A 22,439-nucleotide genomic window follows, 5' to 3' on the forward strand; every position below is an offset into this window, starting at 1 on the left:
GAAATCGAAAGATTGAGTCATGTGTCACTCCTGTTTTCTTAATAATACTGAAATGACACAGATTTCTAAACACTACCAAGTAAATACTTATGCTCTTTTATTTATTTTTGTTTCATCACATAAAAAATTATTGATTTAGTTTTTCTTTCGCTTCTTTTACTTTTTCAAAATCTAAACCAAGTTCGTCAGTCGCTTCTTTAATAAGGTGCGGTTGAGTCATTACGACTGCCATTAGTTGCTGTAGTTTTTCTGGCGGAATACCAAGCTCTTGAACAAGCGCCATTGCCATCATTGGGTTTTGAGTAAACGCTTCAAACAATGCTTTTACTTTTTCGTCGCTTACATTGTGCTCTTTAAGTATTGCTAGTATTGGATTCATTATTAAACCTTAAGTGTTTTTTATAGGGCTTAGTATATGGGCTAAACCCTAAAATTAAAGAGTTACTCTACAAGTAAAACAACTTTACCAGCATTTTCATTACGCTCTAAAATAGCATGAGCTTCGTTTGCGTCGCTCCAAGGCAATGTTTTATACAGGTTAAAGTCGTACTTTTTAGTGGCAATATCATTGTAAAAACGCGCTACAAAGTCGTCGCGCACCTGGCGTTTAAACTCAATACTACGATTTCTAAGCGTTGAGGCATGAAACGAAATACGTTTGCGTAAAAGCGCGGCAAAATCAACTTCTGCAAAACGTCCATCTAAAAATGCAAGCATTACAATTTGGCAATCCATCGCTGCAATAGCGGCATTTTTATTTAAGTAACTCCCCGAAACAGGATCTACAATTGCATTCGCTGTTAACTCATTTGCTTTCATGTATTCTACAAAGTCAGTGGTTTTGTAGTTAATTGCATGATCGGCACCGAGTTCCTTTGCGTGTTGGCATTTATCATCCGTACCGGCAGTAATAACAACGGTTGCACCTGCGCTTTTAGCCATTTGAATTGCTGCACCGCCCACACCACTAGCACCTGCATGAATAAGTGCTGTTTGCCCTTTTTGCAATTTACCAAGCTCAAATAAAGCGCCAAATGCTGTTAGGTACACTTCGCTTATTGCAGCCCCCTCTGCCATTGTTACATCATCGGGTAATTCCATAAGCTGCTTTGCATCAACGGCTACATATTCACTGTAAGCGCCGCCTGAGCACAAGGTAAAAACACGTTTATTAAGCCAAACTCTATCAACTTTACCGCCAATATCACTAACTACACCAGCGCATTCTAAACCTAAAATTGGACTATCTCCCGCAGGAGCCGGGTATTTTCCTTGACGCTGCATGCTATCTGCACGGTTCACACCTATAGCTTCTACTTTTACGAGTACTTCATGGCTCTTTAAAACCGGTTTTTCGGTTTCATTAAATGCAAGATTGCCATCTTCATGAGAAATATATTTCATTGTCGCTCCAAGTTTAAAAACTGTAATAACATATAGATGGGGATGAACACAGATTCAAACAACCTCAAAATCGCCAACTTTGTTTATAAGGATAAACATCGGGTAGATAGCCATTATGTATTTGTTGCTGGCAGCCTTGCCAAAATGGCGCTAAAAACAAGTTACTGTGCTCGTTATTAAAATAGTTAAACGCAAGTTCGTTAGCACTAAAAAACACCTTAAATTGGCTCGGAAATATATCATTTTCGGCTATATCAAAATACGAGTGACTACCTAGCTCTTCAAGTGCATTTTGGGTTTGTGGCACCTCTCTAAAGTTGCAATCGGTCAGTGGGCAAATTTCGTCAAAGTCGTAAAATACCACTCGCCCCCATCGCGTTACGCCAAAATTTTTCATTAGCATGTCGCCCGGAAATATATTAGCGCCGGCTAACTCTTTAATTGCTTTACCGTAATCATGCATCACTCTTTCTAAGGTTTTGTTATCGCATTGGTTAATATACAAATTAAGTGGGGTCATTTTACGCTCAACGTAAACGTGCTTTAAAATAAGTGCCTTGCCCGATATAACCATACTGCTACCAATTTGGCTTTTCATCTGCTCAAGCAGCTCGTCGCTAAAACGGCTTAAATCAAACGCTAAATATCTAAATTCGTGTGTGTCTACCAAACGACCAACCCTATCGGCTTGTTTTACAAAGTTATACTTTTCTTTCACTTGTGCTTTGGTGGCTGTTTTTGGCGCACTAAATTTGTCTTTAATTACTTTATAAACGTAATCTAGCCCTTCAATAGTAAATACCAGCATTACCATACCTGGCGTCCCTGGTGCTGTAACATACTTAAAGTTGGCTGGACTATTTTTAGTCGTATCAACCTTGTGTCGATAAAACTCAGTTTTGGCGTGCTTTATAAAACCAATGGCGTTAAATAACTCAAAGCGTTGTTTATGTGGCATTAACACACTTAAGTAATCTACATAACGAGCGGGCTTATCGGTATCAACCATAAAATAGGTGCGTGCAAAACCAAATAATAAACTTAATTGATCGGCGCCCATCATTACAGCATCAAGCTTTAGTCCCTCATCGGTATTTAAAATAGCAATGGCAAAAGGCATGTTGTCGCCATTTTTAGCAATGCAGCGCCCAATTAAATAACAGGCTTTGTTTCTAAAAAATAATGAGTTGGCGTATTCAATATAACCGTCGTTTAAATTTATAAGTTCGTACACCTGTTTGCATTGCTGCTTAGCGCCTTGCATTAACGTACTTTGTAATGTGGCTACATCGCGTTCTAAATTACTAAACAGCACTCTAAATACTTGATTAGTGATAAGCGTTTTAACGGCGTTATTAAACCCATTATGTAGCGATACCCTACTCACTAAGCTTTCATAAGAGCGTGGCTCACTACGATACTTTGCTTTTAATACAAACAAATGCACAGTACGAATCTTTTTATCGTCCCAAATTGCCCCAAACGTTGAGTTAAAAAAGGTATGGGCAATGGGTTTATTTTCGTGATTTTGTACCATATCGCCGTAAATATTTTTAGCTAATTGCCACATTTGCGGGCAAGTAAGTTCAGCGTAAGCAATAACTCTCACGGCTTCACTCACGTTTTTTACTTCGCGCTCATATACCTGTAAACGTTCACGCATAGCACTTTGTACACTGTGATACTGTTGTTGCTCAAACCGGCTTTGTGCACCCAGTGTAATATTTAAAAATTGCGAAAACATCGCCTCAAATCCAGCAAAAACAGATCGTGCAAGCTTACTGGCTACTACGTGTTGTAGCGCATTATTAGATTGATTTGTTAGCCTATTTTGCATAAATACAGCACTTATATTGATGCCAGTTATGGCGGTTATTTTTTATTAATGGTTTACACCTTAGCAAGCAGGCTTTAATTTAGATAATTAATAAAGTATATAAATAGCATTTATTGGGCGTATTAACCTTTCGAGGTTAATTTTGCAGCCGTGTATTTGGTTTTTAAGCAAGGCAAAGTACATGCAGTGTGGTTACTCCCCATAAATGTACTTTAACGCTGCATAAAGGCCAAATACACACTGCCCATAGGGTTCTTTCTAGGGACGATTAACTCTTTGTTGCCTACATGGATGTCGGTAAGGGCCGTGAGCAGGACGCGGAAGCTTTGCTCGATTTTTACTTAGTCCACTAGGTGGCAAACCTCGCGCCGCGATTAAATCGCCCCTACATTGAACAAATTTCAACCCTGAAAGGCCAACACGCCCATATGAATATAAGAAATGTCGATCTTAACCTTCTCGTTTATTTAAATGTGTTAATAGATGAAAAAAGTGTGTCAAAAGCTGCAAATAAACTTGCTCTTACGCAACCGGCTATGAGTAATGCGCTAAAACGTTTGCGCGATTTATTTGACGACCCGCTACTTGTGCGTGCCGCAGGCTCTATGACGCCAACGGCAAAGGCACTTGCATTAAAGCCTGAAGTTGAGGCCCTATTAAAAATGGCTGAAGCTATTACGCAGCCTAGTGAGCAGTTTAACCCTACAACCGCTGAAGTTACCTTTAGAATAATGGCAAACGACTATATAGAGTCGACCTTAATAGCCCCTTTTATAACGGCGCAGCTTAGTAAAAACCCCGGTATTAATTTTGATGTATTGAGCCCAAGCGACGTAAACCTACAAGACATGGAAAAAGGCACTATAGATTTAGCTATAAACCGCTTTAACGGTCTCCCTCGCTCGTTTCATCAGGCCAGTGTTTGGCGCGATAACTACTGTTGTTTAACGCATCCTAAAAATACATTTTTACAACATTCAGGGTTAGACGACTACTTACAAAAAGAACATATTTGGGTAAACCGTGCAGGCTGGGGACCAGAGGCCGCTGTTACTAATAAATCAGGTAAGCAAAAATTAGGCTGGGTAGACGAAGCGCTTTGGCAACTAGAGCAAACCCGTAAAATACGTGTTTTTACTCGCCACTACATGGTCGCAAGCCTGCTTTGCCAATCAGAGCAACTTATTGCCACCCTACCGCGCAGGCAAGCTAAGTTATTAACTTCTCATACTGATTTAGTAATCAGCCCTGTGCCATTTCAAATAGTGCCTATTGAGGTAAAAATGATATGGAGCCCGCTACTACACCACGCGCCTGCACACCAATGGTTAAGGCGTGAATTATTAGCGTTTGCTAAAACGATTGCAGATAGGTAATTAAGAGCAAACCTTTGATTAGTACTCAAGAGCCTAATGAGAGTGCCTGTGCTATGTACTGAATCATCTTATTTTGAGCTAATAGCTTGGTTAGCATTTTAAATACATTGAGTTAAAAACTACCTAATGAAAAAGCTAGAACTCAAATACAATGTTCGCTGAAGAATTGAATCAAAATAGGTACTGCGTTATTCTTAATTAGTAATATAAAGTCAATAACTTTAGATACTCGTTATCAATAACCTAAGACATATTAAAAAATGGAATTTTATGTACCAATACCTATATTTGAAGTGTTCACTTATAATGAGCAAGGTCACCAAAATTAGCTTTCTTCCTTTCTCTAAAGTTGAAACTGATAATTTAAAAACCCTCTTATTTACTGCACGACTTTTTGTTTATATAGCTCTTGCATACTTTTTGAATGGGTTAGGTACTTTTTTATATGATGTTCATGAAGTTGTTAATTTATACAACTTTGAACAAACTTGGAGCGTAATATTTACAAATATTCATCAGACTCTACTGTTGAAAAAATTATTATGGGAGATGTTATTTAGCGCTGCTATATTAGCGACTGGAGGTATATTGGCTGCAATAGTTTCATTCGAGTTTAAATATGAAAGTAAAAGTGACTAACCTCAAGTCTTTGCTACATTAAAATAAACTTAATCGGATTATAAAAATACCATTAAATAACAACAATTTAAAAACCTTGCTGTGTAAGTGTTATTTAAGAGCCTTTTAAGGAAGATTATTATAAATATTGATTACTCTGCTTATTCACTTAGTGAATTAAACGAAGCAATTGAAAGTATTGACTCACATAAATATCCAGAGAACTACAAACGCCTTAAAGATGAATTAGCTAAACCAAGTCGTACTGAGCCAAAAGCTGCGCAACAAATAGTAATAGCTAAAAAGAACACTAAGAAAACAAGTAAAGCGCTCCTGTGTATTGTTCTAGGTTTGTTTATTCTTTTGCGCAGCTATTTTAATTACGAAAGTGGTGTTATTTATAAGAGATACAATGAGCCGGCAGTGGCATCTTTAGAAAATAACCCGAAAAAGTTTTATTTATTTCTTTTTTTCACAATTAGTGCCGGAGGTTTTATTACGGCATATGGTATTCATGCTTTATTTTCTAAAAAAGAAGACAATGATAAACAAACTTAATAATAAGAATAACGATACTGCAAATAAAATTTTTGCTGTCTTTCAAAAATCCTATGCTATTGAGGCTAAACTGATCGGCGCGCATAACTTCCCTCCTTTAACACGTAATACTGAAGATATTAAAAAATCAGAAACAACCTTTTATGGCTACAGCGAAAATGAATGTTTAGTAGCTGTTATTGAAGTAGATACAAACAACGAGCGTTTAGATATTTGTAGTTTAACCGTTGATCCTAGCTATTTTAAAAAAGGTATCGCAAGTAAGCTAATAAATTATGTTCTAGCAATCGGTGATTTATCTCATGCAAGAGTTGAGACTGCAGTTGCTAATACTCCTGCAATAAGTTTATATAAAAAGCATGGTTTCGTGGAATTCAAAAGATGGACTCCTTCACATGGTATTGAAAAACTGGCTATGTCGGTCGTAATTTAAATCAGTATTTCAAAATAGGTAATTTATAAATGGATAGTGCATCAATAATTACGTGGAGTGTTTTGTTTGGCGGCATAGGTATTGGCTACCTTACTTACGGGCGAAGAAAAAAAGCCGTAGTGCCACTTTGTATTGGTTTGTCATTATTGGTTTTTCCGTACTTTATGACCAGTGTTAGCATGCTGTTGATTGTAGGCGCTATTTTAGTGGCTATTCCCTACTTTATTAAAATTTAACATTGTTATTGCTATTGTGACGGCTAAATAAAATACACGCGAAAAATAAAAAAGCGCCACGGTATTCAACTTTGGGAAAATACCGTGGCGCTTTTGGAAATCGTCGATATAGGAATCTACCTACAGCGTATTATTAGCAAGCTTAGTACCAACTTCATAAAATAATTAAAATTCAATAAAAACAATTAACTAAAATTCCTTCTTTATTCCTTAACTCCTCCCCTTGTTCCAGTTTTGTGCACACTTTCACCGCATTGCACCAAATTAATTAGTATTATTTAGATATGTTTTCTATTTTTTATTTAGTTTTAAAACTTACTATTGATAAAATCAATATCAGTTATTGAAAACAACAATTTTATTAATAATACACTTAGCGCTAGAGTGAAGTTAAGCCAACAAACTAAGAGTAATTATTATGACAACAACTTCTTTCACACGCCAAGACGGATTATTCATCGATGTTAACTTGCATCAGTTCATTGAAGAGCAGTTATGCACTAAGGCTAACACCACTGAAACTTACCAAGCGTTAGCTACTTTAGTTGACGAGTTTGGTTGTAAATGCCGTAAAACAAAGCATCAACCAGATGATGTATTAGAAGTTGATACATTATTAAATGCATACCAACTTAAAAATCATCCACTTTGCCATGTTGATGCACAAACTACGGAAGCCGTTTTAGACGAGTATTGCTGCCAGGTTCCTGCAATTATTGTTGTTGCGTTAATGGATACGCTTAGTGGTACACAGTGCGATGAACCCCAAGCACACGAGATTTACCATCGTGCAGCGCAGTTAACCAACCGCCCTTGTATGCACAGAGTAAAAACTGCCTCAGCAGCTTAATAATGGATGTATTTAAAAGTGCTCGATAACCTTCTTTGCAAAGCCAGTACAAGTTAAGGTTGTTGAGTTATCGCTCTGCTCTTGCGCTAAATCAAAGGTTACTTCACCGCTTTTAAATGTTTGCTCTAACGCATTTTCTATGAGTAATGCGGCTTCGTCCCACCCCATAAATTTAAGCATTAATACCGCACTTAAAATACTACTGCTGGGGTTTGCTTTATTTTGCCCTGCTATACGTTCAAACGTGCCGTGTGTAGGCTCAAAAAATGCGACATCGTTATTTAAATTTGCAGCAGGCATTATGCCAACACCACCAACTTGTGCACTGAGCATATCCGCTAAAAAGTCACCATTTTGATTAGTCGTCACCACTACATCAAATTGCTCTGGATGCATTAAACATTGTTGCAGCATGTTGTCAGCTATGACTTCTTTAATAATTAAGGGCGATTGGTGTGCTCGCTCTATTTGCAACCAACGCCCATTTTCATGTGCAGTGGCATTAAACTCGTTTTGTGCAAGTGCAAACCCCCAACGCTTAAATGCCCCATCGGTAAATTTAAGTACATTACCTTTGTGTACTAGCGTTAATGATTCACTATCGTTTTTAAGTGCATAGTTAATTGCAAAACACATTAGTCGCTCAGAGCCTTCTTTAGATATATTTTTAATACCAATTCCGCACTCTTGTGAAAACCTTAAGCGGGTTACCCCCATTTCCTCACATAAAAAGTCGAGCATTTTTTCGCTTTCTACACTGCCTGCTTGCCACTCAATACCTGAGTACACGTCTTCGCTGCTATCACGAAGCACTGTTATGTTTGTTAAAAATGGATTTTTTAAAGGAGAAGGGAGCGCACTAAAGCCTTTTATAGTGCGCATATTTACAAACAAATCCATTTCTTGCCTGAGGGCTACATTAAGCGATCGAAAACCACCACCCAGTGGTGTGGTTAACGGCCCTTTTATGGCGATTTTACAGGCACGTACTGCGTTAATTGTTTCTTGTGGAAACCAGTCACCGTCATACAGCTTTGCGGCCTGCTCGCCATTATAAACCTGCATCCAATGAATTTTCCGTCCGCTTTTATAACAATGATCAATTGCACTATTAACAACATGGCGCATTACCGGCATAACATCTAGACCCACGCCATCGCCATCAATAAAGGCAATGATAGGTTCTAACGGTATTTGCCAGTGTCCTTGTGCATCAATAGTGATATTTTGGCCGTGCTCAGGAACTTGAATATGCTGATACGTCATGGCTAAAACCTAACTTAAAATAACGATTAATTGATTAGACCATGCTTAGCTAGAAGTGTCTGTATTTGTACTTTTATAGTTACTATCATTTTAAAAAATAAAGAATTAGGCGTGATTATTTATCCATTTAGTTGGTCTTGTATATTAGAATTTTCGTACCAGTTATTAATTACAGCGGAGCACTTTAATGAAATTATTTTTTGTACTGCTACTATCAATCAGCTCTTTTAACTCGTTAGCCGTTGAAGTGGTAATACATAACCTTAACTCACTCTCAAGTAATGCTCAAAAAACAGTGTCTACATGGGTTAATCAAAGTGTTGAAAAAACACAAAATACACTGGGGCCTTTAAAACAAACCACATTGCCTATTTACTTAAAACCACAATACGTTGCTTTTGAGCCTGTACCTTGGGCTACAGTTAAACGCAATAACCCCGATGGGCTTGAGCTACATATAGATCGCTACGCCAGTTTAAATGCATTCACTAAAGATTGGACGCTATACCATGAACTTTCGCATTTATACTTGCCGCTACTTCCCTACTCCGGTTTTTGGCTAAGTGAGGGTTTTGCCAGTTATATGCAAAATGTAATAATGCGTAACAGCGGTATAATTACCCAGCCGCAGTTTGTACAACGTTTAAATGCAGGATTTGATCGTGCCCGCCTGCAAACTAAAACTAAAACACAGCCACTTAATAAGCTCTCTGCCGATATGTGGAAGCAACGCGCCCAACAACGTGTTTATTGGACTGGTGCAGCTTTTTTTGCCCAGGCTGATTTAGAGCTACAAAAACAAGGTTTAACTGTGGCGGGTATAGTAAAACAGTATCAAGTATGCTGCAGACCCGCTCGCTCAAATGCTAAAACATTTATAAAAGAGTTAGATAAGCTATCCGGTAGTAGCGTTTTTACAACGCTATATGCAAAATATAATACTCGTACTGATTTTCCTGATATTAGTAAAGAGCAGTTAAACACGCTTTAACGGCTGCTCTGTTTTATATAGTTACTATATTCAACCAGCCCTTGCGCATTAAAATTGGTTGAGTACTCGTTCATAAAACCATGCAAAAAATTGGTTTTATAGCACTTAACATCCGCTTTGGTGCTTAAAGCTTTAATAACTTCATCAACATTAAAGTGACTCTCACTTGCTGGAAATATGAACTCACAGGGTACTTTTGCACTTAAATTTAAGTTATGTCTAATTTGCGACGGATAAAAGCCAATTAACTTTCTAAGGTGTGTATTGCCTGTTAATAACTGTGCCCGCCATGCTGCACTTGCCCCTGCACTAAAAGCAATACACGTCGTTGGCAATTTTAAACTCTCAAAGCATTTTTGAAGTTTGTCGGTGTATTTATCATGGCCACACTGCTGTATAAAATTGTTGTAACTATCTTGTTCACTTTCAATGGCTTGATACTTGTTATTGTAAGGGTCAACAATAACTAAATTTGAACTAATTGCCTGTGATAACCTCCTTAAAGCAGGGGTTAAACCATAAATATCACTCACTATTAGGTAATTCATACTTATCCTTTGGTAACTAAAAACGGGCTTTGTAAGCAATTGATAAGATTTATTATAAATATTTTTACAAAAATAGCTTGCACACAATTTATATATAAGTTACCTTCCCTCTCTGGTTTAAAGAAACCGCCGCGGTTAACCATTTACCCTGATCCAGTAAGCCCCGCAAAACGTATATTTGAAAGCTAAGTTATTGTACGGCGAGAACCCCTTGAATAATACCGAGATGATTTTTTACTATCATCGCAAAAGTGTCATAAAGATCGTCAACACTGTAATGAAGCTAAACACAACATCGTTAATTTATTAACTGCAATTTGCTATAAAAATATAGCGCAGAATAAATAACAAGAATAAAGTGAGTTTTATTATGTCTTATAAATATAATGGGTCTATGATCCAAATCGCACATCCAGTGCAATCAATTTCAGTAAACAAACATCGTGTAATCTTTAGTGATACACAAGGTTTAAAAAATGCATTGTTTCAAAAAGCGAGTGATGCACGCCAGTTTGTTAAGTGGCTAAAAGCTAACTAAGCAACACATAACTTTAATTGCCCTTTTATTATTGCAATTATTGATAAGATATTATGCCAGCCTCGTTGCTGGCATTTTACTTTTTAGCTCTTTATTGGTTACAATAGTTTTACAATAATAATTACTGGCAGCTGTTGTAATGCTCCGTATATTTTTAACTTTCTTACTTTTTTTCTGTCTGACCTCAATAGGCAATGCTAGAACCATAAACTGGCTAGCGCACGACTTTGCACCCTATTATATTTTAAATGGTCAATATCAACACCAAGGCCGTGACGAAAGCATAATTTATTTACTTGAAAAACAACTTCCTAATATTACCTTTAACCGCATGCTTATCCCCTCAGGTAAGGTAATCCAAGAGCTGTCTAATACTTCAAATAATGTTTGTGCGTTATCGCTTTATAAAAATGATTACAGAAAAGAGCATATTTATTTTACAGACGAAAGCTCAACAACGGGCCTCTCGCCTTCAATAGCAATGCACAAAAGGCTCGCCAAAGCGCTAAATATAGCGGAATCAAAAGAAGTATCACTATTAGATTTAATACAAGATAAAAAACTAACTCTTGGGATCTCTATGAGCCGCTCTTATGGCCAAGAGATAGATACATTGATAAACAGTACGCCTAATATAGATTTAGTAATTAGACCCACTCGCGATAGCCTAGCGAGCCTCACATATATGCTTAACCTAAAACGAATTGATATTTTGCTGGGTTACCCAAGCGAGCATTACTATTTAGCTAAATCAATGCACTTTGAAGAGAACTTAACGCAGCGTCCATTAACCGAATCACCTGCGTTAAGTTATGGTTTTATTGGCTGTACTAAAAACGAGCAAGGCGCAGAAAACATTGCTACTCTTAATAAGCAGCTTAAAGTTATTAAAAAAACGCAGGCTTATAATGATTTACTCATGCGCTGGTTGCCCGAGCATTTAAGGCCGCTATTACAGTCACGTATTAATAGCGCAAAATAAGCAAATTCGAAGTCGCTTAATTTGAGTTTCTGTTAAGCAAAAAAAACGCCACAGTAAGTGGCGTTTTTATATTTAATAATGCTATTACTGACGAACACCTTCTATTGATAAAATAATATCAACATGAGTAGATGCAGGTCCTAAGTTGTAATCAATACCGTAATCGGTAAGTTTAAGGCTGGTTTCGCCCTCAAAACCTACGCGGTAGCCGCCCCACGGATCTTTACCTTCGCCCACTTTATCTATTTCAAAGGTAATAGTGTTAGTTACGCCGTGCAGCGTAAACTCACCGGTTACATCAGCCTCTTCGCCGTCTTCATCAAATTTAATACTCGTGCTTTTAAATGTCGCTTTTGGGTATTTATCTACATTTAAAAAATCTTTACCATGTAAATGCTTATCGCGCTCTGCATGGTTAGAGTCAAGACTTGTGGTATCAATGTTTACCATAATTTTTGACGTATTAGGGTTTTTAGCATCGTAGCTAAATGTGCCGTCAAAAGTATTAAAACGACCATATAACCAGCTGTAACCTAAGTGTTTAATTTTAAAGTTAACAGATGCATGCCCGCCTTTTGTATCAATTACATAATCAGCTGCATTGGCGGCTGTTGCCGATAACATCATTGCAGCCGAAACGGCTGTGCTTACTAATAATTTTTTCATTTTAATCATCCTTTAATGGTTTGATCATTCTAATTAAGGTTTTATCTTTATCGATAAAGTGATGTTTTAACGCCCCTAGTGCATGCAATACTGCAAACCCGATTAATGTGCACGCGCCGTAATAATGTACTTTTCCTGCAATATCGGCTTGGTCATCAAAGGCAAAATCAAGCGCTGATACGTTAAATAAAGTAAATACTTCTATTGGACGCCCGTCTGCGGTTGATATTAAATACCCTGCAACAACAATAACAGCCAAAATAATATACATAGCAATATGCGCCGTATGCGCTAATTGGTTCATGCCTTTACTCTCACCTAATGGTTTAGGTTGTGTAGATAAAGCACGCCATAAAATTCTAAATAAAAATACGGCCACAAGCGTAATACCAATACTCTTATGTAAATCGAGTGAACCTTTATACCAGCTATCGTAATAAGTAAGCTCAACCATATATAAACCTAAACCAAACAGGCCAAAAATAGTCAGCGCCATGAGCCAATGTAAAATAATGGCGACAAGTCCGTAAGATGAAGGTGTATTTTTAAACATGTGTAAGTTCCTATAATGCTATGACGTTACAATATAGTGCACAGCCGTAAATGAAAATAACATTTACAAACACTTTACGTGCGTATACGCACAGAACTTTATAATTTAAAGTCAGTTTTGCAAAAATGGAGGGGGAAACAGATAATTTTATAAGGTGGATTGCTCACTTAAGCTGACATAAATTAAGCTCTCAGGGCTTACTTGCAAACAGGTAACAAGCCCTTCTTTAATGAGCTCAAGCATAGCTATAAAACTAACCACTACACCACTTCGCCCTTCATTTGGGGTAAAAAGCGCATTAAATACCACTGCCGAGTTTGCTTGCGATAGTTGCTGTAATATTTGGCTCATTCTCTCTCGGGTTGAGAGTACTTCAGCAGTAATTTGATGATGCTCAAACGTTTTTGCTCGCGCCATTACATCACTCAGCGCCAGCATTAAGTCTTTAAGTTCAATATCGGGGAGATTTTGACTTGTATCTTCACTTATTGGCATAGCAGCATGCGCTATAAAAATATCACGACCAACACGAGGAATATCGTCGAGGTTTTCGGCGGCTTGTTTAAACAGCTCATACTCTTGCAAACGTTTAATAAGCTCTGCGCGAGGATCTTCTTCCTCTTCAAGCTCTTCGTGTACAGGTAGTAGTAAGCGCGACTTTATTTGCGCAAGTAACGCAGCCATAACTAAATATTCGCCAGCAAGTTCGAGTTGAAACTCGGTCATCATTTCTACATAACTTACGTACTGCTCTGTAATACTAAAAATAGAAAGCTCGAGTACATCAAGCTTATGCTTTTTAATTAAATAGAGCAGTAAATCGAGCGGGCCTTCAAAGGTTTCTAATATTATTTCGAGCGCGTCAGGTGGAATGTATAAATCTTCTGGTTTGTCTACAACCGCTTTACCATGCAAAAAAGCCAGTGGCAGCTTTTGCTGCACTGGCTTTTCACTATTTTTTGTATTCGCAGTACTTTCGCTCATTACTTATTATTCAAATGGGCTTGTATCACCACAGCCAACACGCAAAATCTTGACTTCATCTTCCGACAAATCGATTACCGTGGTTGCTTGCTCAGCTAAGTGGCCACCGTGAATAATTAAATCAACGTGTTTATCTAATCGCTCTAATATTTCATCAGGATCTGATTCTGTAAACTGCTCACCTGGTAAAATTAAAGAACACGACATTAACGGCTCACCAAGTTCGGCAAGTAACGCACAGGCTATTGGGTGCTCAATTACACGCATGCCAATAGTTTTTTTCTTGTCGTTTAATAAACGTTTAGGGACTTCTTTTGTGCCTTTAAAAATAAAGGTATATGGCCCTGGCGTATTATTTTTAATGAGTCTAAATAGCTGGTTATCTACGCGTGCATAAGTAGATAACTCCGATAAATCACGGCAAACTAGCGTAAAATTATCGTTTTTTTCAATACCACGAATACGCTCTATGCGCTCTTTGGCTTGCTTATTACCAATGTTACAACCGATGGCGTAGCCCGAATCTGTTGGGTAAACAACAACGCCGCCTTGTTTAATAATATCAACGGCTTGACTAATTAGTCTCGGTTGCGGGTTATCAGGATGAATATGAAATAATTGACTCATGTTAATGCCCCTTCTTCTCCTTCCCAAGCTTGCCAAACACCTTGGCAATCTTTTGGTAGGTATAAATTTTTGCCAAGCTCTAAATAGCTTGTCGGAAAATGAAAATCAGACCCTTGCGAGCAAAGTAGTTCGTACTCACGGCTGAGTTCACCTAAAAATTGACGTTCGCTTGGCGCCTGTTGAGGTTGTGCAACTTCCATTGCGTCACCTCCTACACTTTTAAATTCTACTAATAATTTGCGTAGCCACTTGTTTGACATTTGATAGCTACTTGGATGCGCTAGTACAGCAACACCACCAGCGGCATGTATGGCCTCAATAGCGGTTTGCATGGTGCACCAGCAACTTGGTACGTAGCCTGTTTTGCCACGCCCTAAGTACTTTTTAAAAACACCCGGGAAATTTTTAGCAACACCGCGCTCAATAAGGGCGCGTGCAAAATGTGCACGCGTTATTTGCGCGTCTTTTGCCAGCTCTTTAGCTTGCTCGTAAATGCCATCAAAGCCATTTTTTGCAAGGCGAACACCAATCTCTAGTGCACGCTCTTCTCGCTTTTGCTGCTGAGCTGATAATAAAGAGGTAAGGTCAATATTATTAATATCAATATTTAAACCTACAATATGAATTTCGAAGCTTTCCCATTTGGTAGACACTTCGGTACCCGTTATTAATGAAAGCGGTAAGTTTTCGGTTTTAATAAATTGCTGCGCAGGCTTAATAGCCGCCACAGTGTCATGATCGGTAATAGCAAACACATCAATATTTTTATCAACAGCGCGATGCAATAATTCTTCAACCGTTAAACGCCCGTCTGAATGTGTGGTATGGCTATGTAAATCATATTTTATCAAAAGAAAACTGCTTAAAATTAAGGGTTACTGGTGTTTATGTAAGTATAACAACTTTTTTGACTAAATTGTTTTAAATAAACACTTGACACAAAAGCATAAGATACGTTTTACTGTAGCCACTTTCAGACACATTAAGAATTAACAATAATGATCAATTCAAACTTAAACACTATTTGGTGGTGGCACTCGTAATTATCGGGTGATGAATTGTCGTGTCTAACAAAAATTCAAAACCCGCAACTATGCGGGTTTTTTTATAACTAAATTTTACGAAACGAATACGTTAAAAATATTTAATAAATTTTGAGGCAGAAAAACATGAATAACGGTCTTACTCTTACACATCGTTGGTGGTGGCGCCTGATATAGCGGGACGGTAATGATCTGTTTGTAATTTAGATATCGTTATTCAAACCCCGCATTGCTAAAGCATTGCGGGGTTTAATTTTTTGAGGGAATGAGGTTTGATTTTTAGTCATATAACTACCACACCAGGCGAAGTAACAAGCATTACGCAAGTACGCGACTATATTAGTAGTCCTCTTGCATTATACGCGGCACTTGATAAGCCTAACTCACTACTGCTTGAATCGGCTGAGATTGATTCTAAAGACAGTGTAAAAAGTTTAATTTTAGTCGACTGTGCACTGCGCATTGTATGCCAAGGTAAAACAGTTACTATTACTGCTCAATCTAATAATGGGCAACAGCTTCTAAGCTACTTGCAGGCAAATGTTAAAAGCTGTGACGCTACTTTAGACGGCGCAACACTTACCCTGTGTTATTTAGACACTAGCGGCGATACTGACGAAGCGAGTAAACTAATTGCAGATAACGCATTTAGCGCTCTGCGCACTTGTATTAACAGTATAAAAAGCACAACTAACAATCCATTTTCGTTGTTTTTAGGCGGTGTATTTGCCTACGATATGGTAGCAAACTTTGAGCAGTTAAGTGATGTACCTGATGGCGAAAACACCTGCCCAGATTACGTATTTTATTTAGCCGAAACCTTAGTTGTTATTGATCATCAAAAACAAACAACCGAACTCATTGGTAATGTATTTAACGGCCCAGACGTACACGCTAACTGCTTTGAAGTAGGTAAAGAGCTAGAGCGCTTAAATACGCTGTGCGATAACGCTTCAGAATTTAGTGCGGATATGCAAAGTGGCGAATGTGAGGTAAGCGTTGATATAGACGATGACACATACTGCGAGCAAGTGGTTAAGCTTAAAAAGAATATTGTAGACGGTGATATTTTTCAGGTAGTGCCGTCGCGTACATTTTCACTACCTTGTCCTGATCCTCTGCACGCTTATAGCCAGCTTAAAAAGCAAAACCCAAGTCCGTATATGTTTTATATGCGCGATGAAGACTTTGCTTTATTTGGCGCATCGCCTGAATCAGCACTTAAATACACAGTGCAATCTCAGCAAGTTGAAGTATACCCAATTGCTGGCACTCGCCCACGTGGCAAATTTGCTAATGGGCAAATAAACCCAGACCTAGACAGCCGCATTGAACTTGAACTTAGAAACGATCAAAAAGAGCGCGCCGAGCATTTAATGCTTGTCGATTTAGCCCGTAACGACGTAGCACGTATTAGTGTTGCAGGTACTCGTTTTGCCAAAGAGCTATTAAAAGTAGACCGTTATTCACAGGTAATGCATTTAGTGTCACGCGTTGTTGGCACACTAAAACCCGAGCTTGATGCACTGCACGCTTACCAAGCATGTATGAACATGGGCACGCTTGTTGGTGCACCAAAGGTTCGTGCTGCTGAGCTTGTTCGTCAAACTGAAGGGAAACGCCGTGGCAGCTATGGCGGCGCAGTTGGTTACTTAACCGGTGATGGCGCAATGGATAGCTGTATTGTTATTCGCTCAGCTTTTGTTAAAAATAATAAAGCGTATGTGCAAGCAGGTGCCGGTGTGGTGTTTGACTCAGATCCTATTTCAGAAGCAAACGAAACTCGCGCTAAAGCACAAGCGGTTATCACCGCCATAAAATCTACGTATAAGGCGGTATAAAATGAGTAAAGCGAATCCTATTAAAATCTATTTTTTAGATAACTTTGACTCATTTACATATAACTTAGTTGATGAGCTAACGATGCTTGGCTGCGAACTGGTTGTTTACAGAAACAACATTAGCGCTGAGGTTATTTTTAACAAAATGCGCCAAGAGCAAGGCCAAGTGCTATTAGTACTTTCGCCAGGCCCCGGAACACCAAGCGATGCAGGCTGTTTAATGGAGCTTATTGAACTCTCTAAAGGCCACTTCCCTATGCTGGGTATTTGTTTGGGTCAACAAGCGTTAACCCAAAGCTATGGCGGAGTAATCGGTCACGCGGGTGAAACCGTACATGGTAAGTCTTCAATTATTAATTTAGGCGAGCATCCTGTATTTGATGGTATGGGCAATACAATGCCTGTAGCACGTTACCATTCATTAATGGCAACAAAGGTGCCTGATAATATTGAGGTTATTGCCCAATACGAAGATATCCCTATGGCTATTTATCATCATGATGACAACGCATTGGGTTACCAGTTTCATCCAGAATCAATACTAACGCCAAACGGCGCAATGCTACTTCAGCAAAGTGTCGCTTACTTAACACGCGCTAAATAAAAGAGGACATTATGAGTACACAACCAGAACAACCCATAAATGTTCAACACGCGATTGAGCAACTAATTACTGGGCAATCATTAAGCTACGCAGACGCCAAAGCGCTGTTTGATGAAATAATGCAAGGTAATATGAGTGAAATTGAGCTAACCGCCCTACTTATAAGCCTTAAAATTAAAGGCGAAGTAAGCGACGAGATTGCAGGCGCTGCAGCCTCAATGCGCGAAAACGCCGTTGCTTTTACTACCAGCAGTACGCAACTTGCCGATAGCTGTGGCACTGGTGGCGATGGCTCAAACACAATTAATATAAGTACAACGGCTGCAATTGTTGCCGCTGCTGCCGGTATTAACATGGTAAAACATGGTAATCGCAGTGTATCGAGTAATTCAGGCTCAGCCGATTTACTCAAAGCCCTGGGCATTAATATAGATATGAGCCCAGAGCAAGCAGCAAAATGTCTTGAGCAAACCAATTTTACCTTTTTGTTTGCACCACACTATCACAGTGGCGTACGCCATGCGATGGGCGTACGAACATCGCTTAAAACACGCACTATTTTCAATATTTTAGGTCCGCTTGCTAACCCTGCTGCACCTGAAGTGCAATTACTCGGCGTCTATAACGAAGCGTTGTGTATGCCAATGGCACAAACACTTAAAACCCTTGGCACAAAGCGCGCTATGATTGTTCACGGCTCGGGCACTGACGAAATAGCCCTACACGGCCCAACAACGGTAGTTGAGCTAAATAATGGCGAGATTACGCAGTACACACTAAACCCAAGCGACTTCGACCTTGCAAACTATTCACTTGAACAACTCGCTGGTGAAGGCCCACAATACAACGCAAATGCTAGCCTCGCCATCTTGCAAGGCAAAGGCACAGATGCACATAATGCTGCTATTGTGGTTAACGTAGCTGCCCTTTTATACCTAACAGGTAAAGCAGAAACGTTAAAAGAAGGAGCAAAACAAGTACAAACATTATTAAGTTCAGGGCAAGCCATGAACACACTAAGTGCAATTATTGAGGTAAGTAATGGCTAATGTATTAGACAAAATTGTTGCTGATAAAAAATTAGAACTAATTGAGAGAAAAGCTGCACGTCCGCTTGAAAGCTTTAAGCATCTTGCAGTGCCTACAAGTCGTAGCTTTTATAAAGCACTTGCAGCACCTGGCACTCAGTTTATTTTAGAGTGTAAAAAAGCATCGCCTTCAAAAGGGTTAATTAGAAACCCATTTGATTTAACTGAAATTACTTCAGTTTATAAAAAATATGCTACCTGCATGAGTGTGTTAACTGATGCTAAATATTTTCAAGGCAGCTTTGACTATCTTGAATTTGTTCGCAGCCAAGTAGAACAACCGCTTATCTGTAAAGACTTTTTTATAGACGAGTACCAAGTGTATATGGCACGTATTTATGGTGGTGACGCTATATTACTGATGCTTTCGGTACTCGATGACGAAAGCTATAAAGCACTGCATGCTGTTGCCGATTCACTTAATATGTCGGTGTTAACCGAAGTAAGTAATGAAGAAGAAGTACACCGCGCACTTGCGCTTGATGCACAAATTATTGGTATTAATAACCGCGATTTACGCGATTTAAGCACCGATTTAGCCACTACCGAAAAGCTACGCAAACTTATCCCAGCAGATAAAGTGGTTATTTCGGAATCGGGTATTTACACCCATCAAGACGTAAAACGTTTAGCTCCTCTATGCGATGGCTTTTTAATTGGCAGCTCACTTATGAGCGAGCGTGATTTAGAGCAAGCATGTCGCCGTGTTATTTTAGGCGACAATAAAGTATGTGGTTTAACACGTAGCCAAGATGCACAAGCGGCATATCAAAACGGTGCTGTTTACGGTGGTTTAATTTTTCACCCTAAATCGCCGCGTTATGTTGATTTAGATTGCGCAAGAGAGCTTAGCCAAAGTGCTCCGCTTAATTTTGTAGGTGTATTTGTAGATGCCCCCATTGAGCAAGTTGCTCAATACGCAAGTGTGCTAAAATTAGCGGCAGTTCAATTACATGGCCAAGAAAGTGACGATTACATTGCTGACTTGCGTACACAGTTACCAACTAATTGCGAAATTTGGAAAGCCCAAGCAATAAAAGATGCATTGCCAACGCCTGTAAATGGGGTTGATCGACACCTTTACGATACACACAGCGATACACAAGCTGGCGGTACAGGTAAAGCATTTGATTGGTCGGTGCTTAGCGGCGCAACTACACCGTTTATGCTCGCTGGAGGCTTAAATCCAGACAATATTAAAGATGCGCTTTTTAAAGGTGCCTTAGGCCTTGATTTAAACTCAGGCGTTGAAGAATCTGCGGGTAAAAAGTGCCCTAACAAATTACATAATGCTTTCACAAGCATCAGAAATTATTGAGGTTAAAATGCAAAATCCAGCTTATTTTGGCGAGTTTGGCGGTATGTTTGTACCTGAGTTACTTGTCCCTGCGCTTAAGCAGTTAGAAAATGAATTTAACAAAGCACAAAAAGATCCTGAGTTTCAGGCAGAGCTAAGTAAATTATTAAACGAGTATGCGGGTCGTCCTACCCCACTTACTTTAACGCGCAATTTAGTTAAAAACCCAAAAGTAAAACTGTATCTAAAGCGTGAAGACTTATTACACGGCGGCGCACACAAAACGAACCAAGTACTTGGCCAAGCGTTACTTACTAAGCGTATGGGTAAAAAACAAGTCATTGCTGAAACTGGTGCCGGTCAACACGGCGTTGCAACCGCGCTTGCATGTGCACTACTGGGTTTAAAATGTCGTATTTATATGGGTGCAAAAGACGTTGAACGTCAGCAACCTAACGTATTTAGAATGAAGTTAATGGGTGCAGAGGTTATTCCGGTAACAGCGGGTTCTGGCACATTAAAAGATGCAGTAAATGAAGCGCTGCGTGACTGGTCAGCAAATTACCAAGACGCACACTACCTACTAGGTACAGCTGCGGGTCCTCACCCATTCCCAACAATTGTACGCGAGTATCAAAAAATTATTGGTGAAGAAGCTAAGCAACAAGTACTTAAAGCAGAAGGTCGTTTACCTGACGCCGTTATTGCCTGTGTTGGTGGTGGTTCAAACGCAATTGGTATGTTTACTGACTTCATTGACGAGCCAGGCGTTAAATTAATTGGTGTTGAGCCTGCTGGTAAAGGGCTTGATACAAATGAGCACGGTGCAACAATTTGTAAAGGCACAAAAGGCATATTGCACGGTACTTATACGTACATTATGCAAAATGATGATGGCCAAATTGAAGAGTCTTACTCTGTATCAGCGGGTCTTGATTACCCAGCTGTTGGTCCTCAACATGCATTTTTACACGAAACTGGTCGCGCTCAATACGTGGGTATTACCGATACAGAAGCGCTTGATGCGTTTCAGTCGCTTGCTAAAAATGAAGGGATTATTCCGGCGCTTGAATCAAGCCATGCGTTAGCTTATGCGCTTAAGTACGCAGAGGAGCTAACCGAGGAAAGTGTTATAGTGATTAATTTAAGTGGTCGTGGCGATAAAGATTTAGCACACGTTCACAATGTACTAACTGAAAGAGGTCAGCTATGAGCCAAGTAAAAACGGATCGTTACGGCAAAATGTTTGCAGCGCTTAACGAGCAAAAACAAGGTGCTTTTGTACCATTTGTAACGATTGGCGACCCAGGTAAAGAGCAAAGTATTGCGATTATTAAAAGTCTAATTGACGGCGGAGCAGATGCGCTTGAGCTTGGTATTCCGTTTTCTGACCCAATTGCAGATGGTCCAGTAATTCAAAAAGCTAATATTCGCGCCCTCGATGTGCACATTAACACACAAGATTGCTTTGATATTATTAAAGAAATACGTGAGTATAACGCCGATATTCCAATTGGCTTATTATTGTATTCAAACCTTGTGTTTAAACGCGGTATAGAAGCATTTTATAAAGATGCAAAAGCGGTAGGCGTAGACTCAATTTTAGTGGCTGATGTGCCTTTACATGAATCTAAAATGTTTAGAAAATCAGCTATGGATAACGGTGTAGACCCAATTTTTATTGCAACACCAAATGCAGATGACGACACACTTCGCCAGTGCGCCTCTTACGGTCGTGGTTACACGTATTTACTATCGCGCGCTGGTGTTACCGGTACCGATACTAAAGCACAAATGCCAGCGGGTAATATTGTTACTAAATTAAAAGAATACCATGCAGCCCCTGCTCTTTTAGGGTTTGGCATTTCAACGCCAGATGATGTAAAAGCGGCTCTTAATGCAGGTGCAGCCGGTGCTATTTCAGGCTCTGCTGTGGTTAAAATTATTGAAGCTAACCTTAATGATTTACCAACAATGACCGCGCAACTAAAAGCATTTGTAGCCGATATGAAAGCAGCTACATCGCTTTAAGCCATCGCTATAAGCTAACTAGGGCGTGTTTTATACGCATTAAAAAAAGGGCATTTAAAATGCCCTTT

The 22,439-nt window shown here is 39.1% G+C and carries 25 protein-coding genes; 15 read left to right on the forward strand and 10 right to left on the reverse strand.

All coding sequences use genetic code 11. The features are described from left to right. Positions 1-127: 127 nt before the first annotated feature. From I6F50_RS05500 to aceK, 3 genes are all read right to left on the reverse strand, one after another. Positions 128-379 carry a DUF2999 family protein gene (locus I6F50_RS05500; RefSeq protein WP_007582532.1) on the reverse strand — a complete coding sequence of 84 codons (252 nt, stop codon included), beginning with the start codon at positions 377-379 and terminating at the stop codon, positions 128-130. Positions 380-441: 62 nt separating this feature from the next. Continuing rightward, positions 442-1,404 (reverse strand): zinc-binding dehydrogenase, encoded by a 963-nt coding sequence (locus I6F50_RS05505; protein ID WP_197139497.1) that lies wholly within the window; start codon positions 1,402-1,404, stop codon positions 442-444. Positions 1,405-1,468: 64 nt separating this feature from the next. Beyond that, a complete protein-coding gene (aceK, locus tag I6F50_RS05510; protein WP_197175511.1) occupies positions 1,469-3,241 on the reverse strand; it encodes a bifunctional isocitrate dehydrogenase kinase/phosphatase in 1,773 nt (590 codons plus the stop codon). Positions 3,242-3,669: 428 nt separating this feature from the next. Between aceK and I6F50_RS05515 the strand changes: the two genes are divergently transcribed. From I6F50_RS05515 to I6F50_RS05540, 6 genes are all read left to right on the forward strand, one after another. Then, positions 3,670-4,617, forward strand: a complete 948-nt coding sequence (locus I6F50_RS05515) for a LysR family transcriptional regulator (RefSeq protein ID WP_101216732.1) — start codon at positions 3,670-3,672, stop codon at positions 4,615-4,617. 306 nt (positions 4,618-4,923) lie between these two features. After that, positions 4,924-5,256, forward strand: coding sequence for a hypothetical protein (locus I6F50_RS05520; protein WP_139016249.1), 333 nt, complete (start codon positions 4,924-4,926; stop codon positions 5,254-5,256). Between the two features lie 87 nt (positions 5,257-5,343). After that, the gene (locus I6F50_RS05525; protein WP_101163613.1) at positions 5,344-5,793 is read left to right on the forward strand and encodes a hypothetical protein; all 450 of its coding nucleotides are present in this window, start codon (positions 5,344-5,346) and stop codon (positions 5,791-5,793) included. Continuing rightward, entirely contained in the window at positions 5,777-6,226 is a 450-nt protein-coding gene (locus I6F50_RS05530) for an N-acetyltransferase (RefSeq protein WP_197175512.1), read from the forward strand. Before I6F50_RS05525 ends, I6F50_RS05530 begins: the two co-directional genes overlap by 17 nt. A gap of 29 nt (positions 6,227-6,255) precedes the next feature. Further along, complete coding sequence (locus I6F50_RS05535; protein WP_197175514.1) at positions 6,256-6,462, forward strand: hypothetical protein; 207 nt, start codon at positions 6,256-6,258, stop codon at positions 6,460-6,462. Positions 6,463-6,880: 418 nt separating this feature from the next. Next, positions 6,881-7,312 (forward strand): hypothetical protein, encoded by a 432-nt coding sequence (locus I6F50_RS05540; protein ID WP_024593381.1) that lies wholly within the window; start codon positions 6,881-6,883, stop codon positions 7,310-7,312. A 12-nt stretch (positions 7,313-7,324) separates the two neighbouring features. Here the strand turns inward: I6F50_RS05540 and icd are convergent, their stop codons facing one another. Further along, positions 7,325-8,578: an NADP-dependent isocitrate dehydrogenase gene (gene icd, locus I6F50_RS05545; protein WP_197175515.1), complete on the reverse strand. Its 1,254-nt coding sequence runs from the start codon at positions 8,576-8,578 to the stop codon at positions 7,325-7,327. 187 nt (positions 8,579-8,765) lie between these two features. Between icd and I6F50_RS05550 the strand changes: the two genes are divergently transcribed. Beyond that, positions 8,766-9,569 carry a hypothetical protein gene (locus I6F50_RS05550; RefSeq protein ID WP_197175516.1) on the forward strand — a complete coding sequence of 268 codons (804 nt, stop codon included), beginning with the start codon at positions 8,766-8,768 and terminating at the stop codon, positions 9,567-9,569. On the opposite strand, the gene I6F50_RS05555 is transcribed toward I6F50_RS05550, so the two are convergent. After that, positions 9,566-10,117 carry a hypothetical protein gene (locus tag I6F50_RS05555; protein WP_197175517.1) on the reverse strand — a complete coding sequence of 184 codons (552 nt, stop codon included), beginning with the start codon at positions 10,115-10,117 and terminating at the stop codon, positions 9,566-9,568. The genes I6F50_RS05550 and I6F50_RS05555 overlap by 4 nt on opposite strands. Positions 10,118-10,487: 370 nt before the next feature. Between I6F50_RS05555 and I6F50_RS05560 the strand changes: the two genes are divergently transcribed. Together I6F50_RS05560 and I6F50_RS05565 are read left to right on the forward strand one after the other, a co-directional pair. Continuing rightward, entirely contained in the window at positions 10,488-10,655 is a 168-nt protein-coding gene (locus I6F50_RS05560) for a hypothetical protein (protein ID WP_002961566.1), read from the forward strand. Positions 10,656-10,794: 139 nt separating this feature from the next. Then, positions 10,795-11,637, forward strand: a complete 843-nt coding sequence (locus tag I6F50_RS05565; RefSeq protein ID WP_197119741.1) for a transporter substrate-binding domain-containing protein — start codon at positions 10,795-10,797, stop codon at positions 11,635-11,637. 84 nt (positions 11,638-11,721) lie between these two features. On the opposite strand, the gene I6F50_RS05570 is transcribed toward I6F50_RS05565, so the two are convergent. From I6F50_RS05570 to I6F50_RS05590, 5 genes are all read right to left on the reverse strand, one after another. After that, entirely contained in the window at positions 11,722-12,303 is a 582-nt protein-coding gene (locus tag I6F50_RS05570; RefSeq protein WP_165741701.1) for a YceI family protein, read from the reverse strand. Between the two features lies 1 nt (position 12,304). Next, on the reverse strand, positions 12,305-12,856 hold the full coding sequence (locus I6F50_RS05575; protein ID WP_002961572.1) for a cytochrome b: 552 nt from the start codon (positions 12,854-12,856) through the stop codon (positions 12,305-12,307). Positions 12,857-13,003: 147 nt separating this feature from the next. Continuing rightward, the gene (locus I6F50_RS05580) at positions 13,004-13,840 is read right to left on the reverse strand and encodes a ScpA family protein (protein ID WP_010554218.1); all 837 of its coding nucleotides are present in this window, start codon (positions 13,838-13,840) and stop codon (positions 13,004-13,006) included. A 6-nt stretch (positions 13,841-13,846) separates the two neighbouring features. Further along, complete coding sequence (locus tag I6F50_RS05585) at positions 13,847-14,467, reverse strand: L-threonylcarbamoyladenylate synthase (RefSeq protein WP_024590418.1); 621 nt, start codon at positions 14,465-14,467, stop codon at positions 13,847-13,849. Then, positions 14,464-15,318, reverse strand: coding sequence for a PHP domain-containing protein (locus I6F50_RS05590; protein ID WP_024590417.1), 855 nt, complete (start codon positions 15,316-15,318; stop codon positions 14,464-14,466). Before I6F50_RS05590 ends, I6F50_RS05585 begins: the two co-directional genes overlap by 4 nt. Positions 15,319-15,782: 464 nt before the next feature. Here I6F50_RS05590 and I6F50_RS05595 point away from each other — a divergent pair, with 464 nt between their 5' ends. The 6 genes from I6F50_RS05595 to trpA are packed head-to-tail and all read left to right on the forward strand — an operon-like array spanning position 15,783 to position 22,371. Continuing rightward, positions 15,783-17,351 (forward strand): anthranilate synthase component 1, encoded by a 1,569-nt coding sequence (locus I6F50_RS05595; protein WP_024590416.1) that lies wholly within the window; start codon positions 15,783-15,785, stop codon positions 17,349-17,351. A gap of 1 nt (position 17,352) precedes the next feature. Then, positions 17,353-17,955, forward strand: coding sequence for an aminodeoxychorismate/anthranilate synthase component II (locus I6F50_RS05600; protein WP_007582498.1), 603 nt, complete (start codon positions 17,353-17,355; stop codon positions 17,953-17,955). An 11-nt stretch (positions 17,956-17,966) separates the two neighbouring features. Further along, on the forward strand, positions 17,967-19,004 hold the full coding sequence (gene trpD, locus I6F50_RS05605) for an anthranilate phosphoribosyltransferase (RefSeq protein ID WP_007582496.1): 1,038 nt from the start codon (positions 17,967-17,969) through the stop codon (positions 19,002-19,004). Beyond that, positions 18,997-20,361 carry a bifunctional indole-3-glycerol-phosphate synthase TrpC/phosphoribosylanthranilate isomerase TrpF gene (gene trpCF / locus I6F50_RS05610; RefSeq protein ID WP_165727363.1) on the forward strand — a complete coding sequence of 455 codons (1,365 nt, stop codon included), beginning with the start codon at positions 18,997-18,999 and terminating at the stop codon, positions 20,359-20,361. The genes trpD and trpCF overlap by 8 nt, the downstream gene beginning before the upstream one ends. 7 nt (positions 20,362-20,368) lie before the next feature. Beyond that, complete coding sequence (gene trpB, locus I6F50_RS05615; RefSeq protein ID WP_010554212.1) at positions 20,369-21,553, forward strand: tryptophan synthase subunit beta; 1,185 nt, start codon at positions 20,369-20,371, stop codon at positions 21,551-21,553. Further along, positions 21,550-22,371, forward strand: a complete 822-nt coding sequence (gene trpA, locus I6F50_RS05620) for a tryptophan synthase subunit alpha (protein ID WP_024590411.1) — start codon at positions 21,550-21,552, stop codon at positions 22,369-22,371. The genes trpB and trpA overlap by 4 nt, the downstream gene beginning before the upstream one ends. Positions 22,372-22,439: the final 68 nt, after the last annotated feature.

Origin of the sequence: Pseudoalteromonas sp. NZS127_1 (genome assembly GCF_015864295.1) — a bacterium.
Classification (GTDB): Bacteria; Pseudomonadota; Gammaproteobacteria; order Enterobacterales; family Alteromonadaceae; genus Pseudoalteromonas; species Pseudoalteromonas arctica.